Source organism: Tropicimonas sp. TH_r6 (assembly GCF_033101155.1).
GTDB lineage: Bacteria > Pseudomonadota > Alphaproteobacteria > Rhodobacterales > Rhodobacteraceae > Tropicimonas.
The window spans coordinates 1-722 of sequence record NZ_JAWMPX010000088.1; the positions used below are offsets into that span (position 1 = coordinate 1).

The window sequence follows — 722 nt, forward strand, 5'->3', positions numbered from 1 at the left end:
ATCAGCGATCTTCGCGTCGAGGCTACCGGGTTCTGCATTGCGAAAAAAGCTGACCTCCGTGAAGTCGCACTCGACGTTGTAATCGTCCTCTTTTGTGCAGCGGTATTTCAACAACTGATGGTCTGGGCCGTAGAGGCGACCGATGTCCGGCGCGTTTTCGGCAAATACTGAAGAGGGAGAAAGCAGTAGAAGGGCAAGAGCGACTCTTAGCATAACAAGAACCTCGATCAGTTTCGGAAGCCCCAAGCCAAAGTTCACGGCGTTCCTCGCCCTTTTCTGATCCTCGTTCAACAGCCGGTCAAGCGTGTCCGTCCGTCACCGCCACCTTCCGGAGCGCGGGGTGCTGACCGGTGAATTAGGTCCGACTGTAGAAGGAAGCGAACGTCCTCACAGTCATCATTGGTGAAGAGACGGGTTTGCACCTGAAATCCCGCAACCTAACCAAGGCTTGAACTATGCCCCACCCATCTACCAATGGTGATGGTCACTCCATCAATTTCCGCCCTACAATTGGCGACAGCTACCACGACACCCAGCTAGTACAAATACCCATAGAGAACTCTAGTGATTATCGTACTACCCATCATGGTGATGGTGATGGTGATGGTCTGGGGTCCAAGACTATAGGGAGAGTGAGGCGACGGTGTTCAGATCTAAAGCTTTCTCCTTCCACTACGCAACTCCATGCATTGAATGACGTCGCATTGAACTTGGAAGCTATT

Annotated in this window: 1 protein-coding gene; it reads right to left on the reverse strand. The window is 52.2% G+C overall.

Annotated elements, in window-relative coordinates; genetic code table 11:
- Positions 1-291: hypothetical protein (locus tag R3X27_RS25515; protein ID WP_317711726.1), on the reverse strand; the 291-nt coding region annotated here is incomplete at its 3' end.
- Positions 292-722 lie beyond the last annotated feature (431 nt).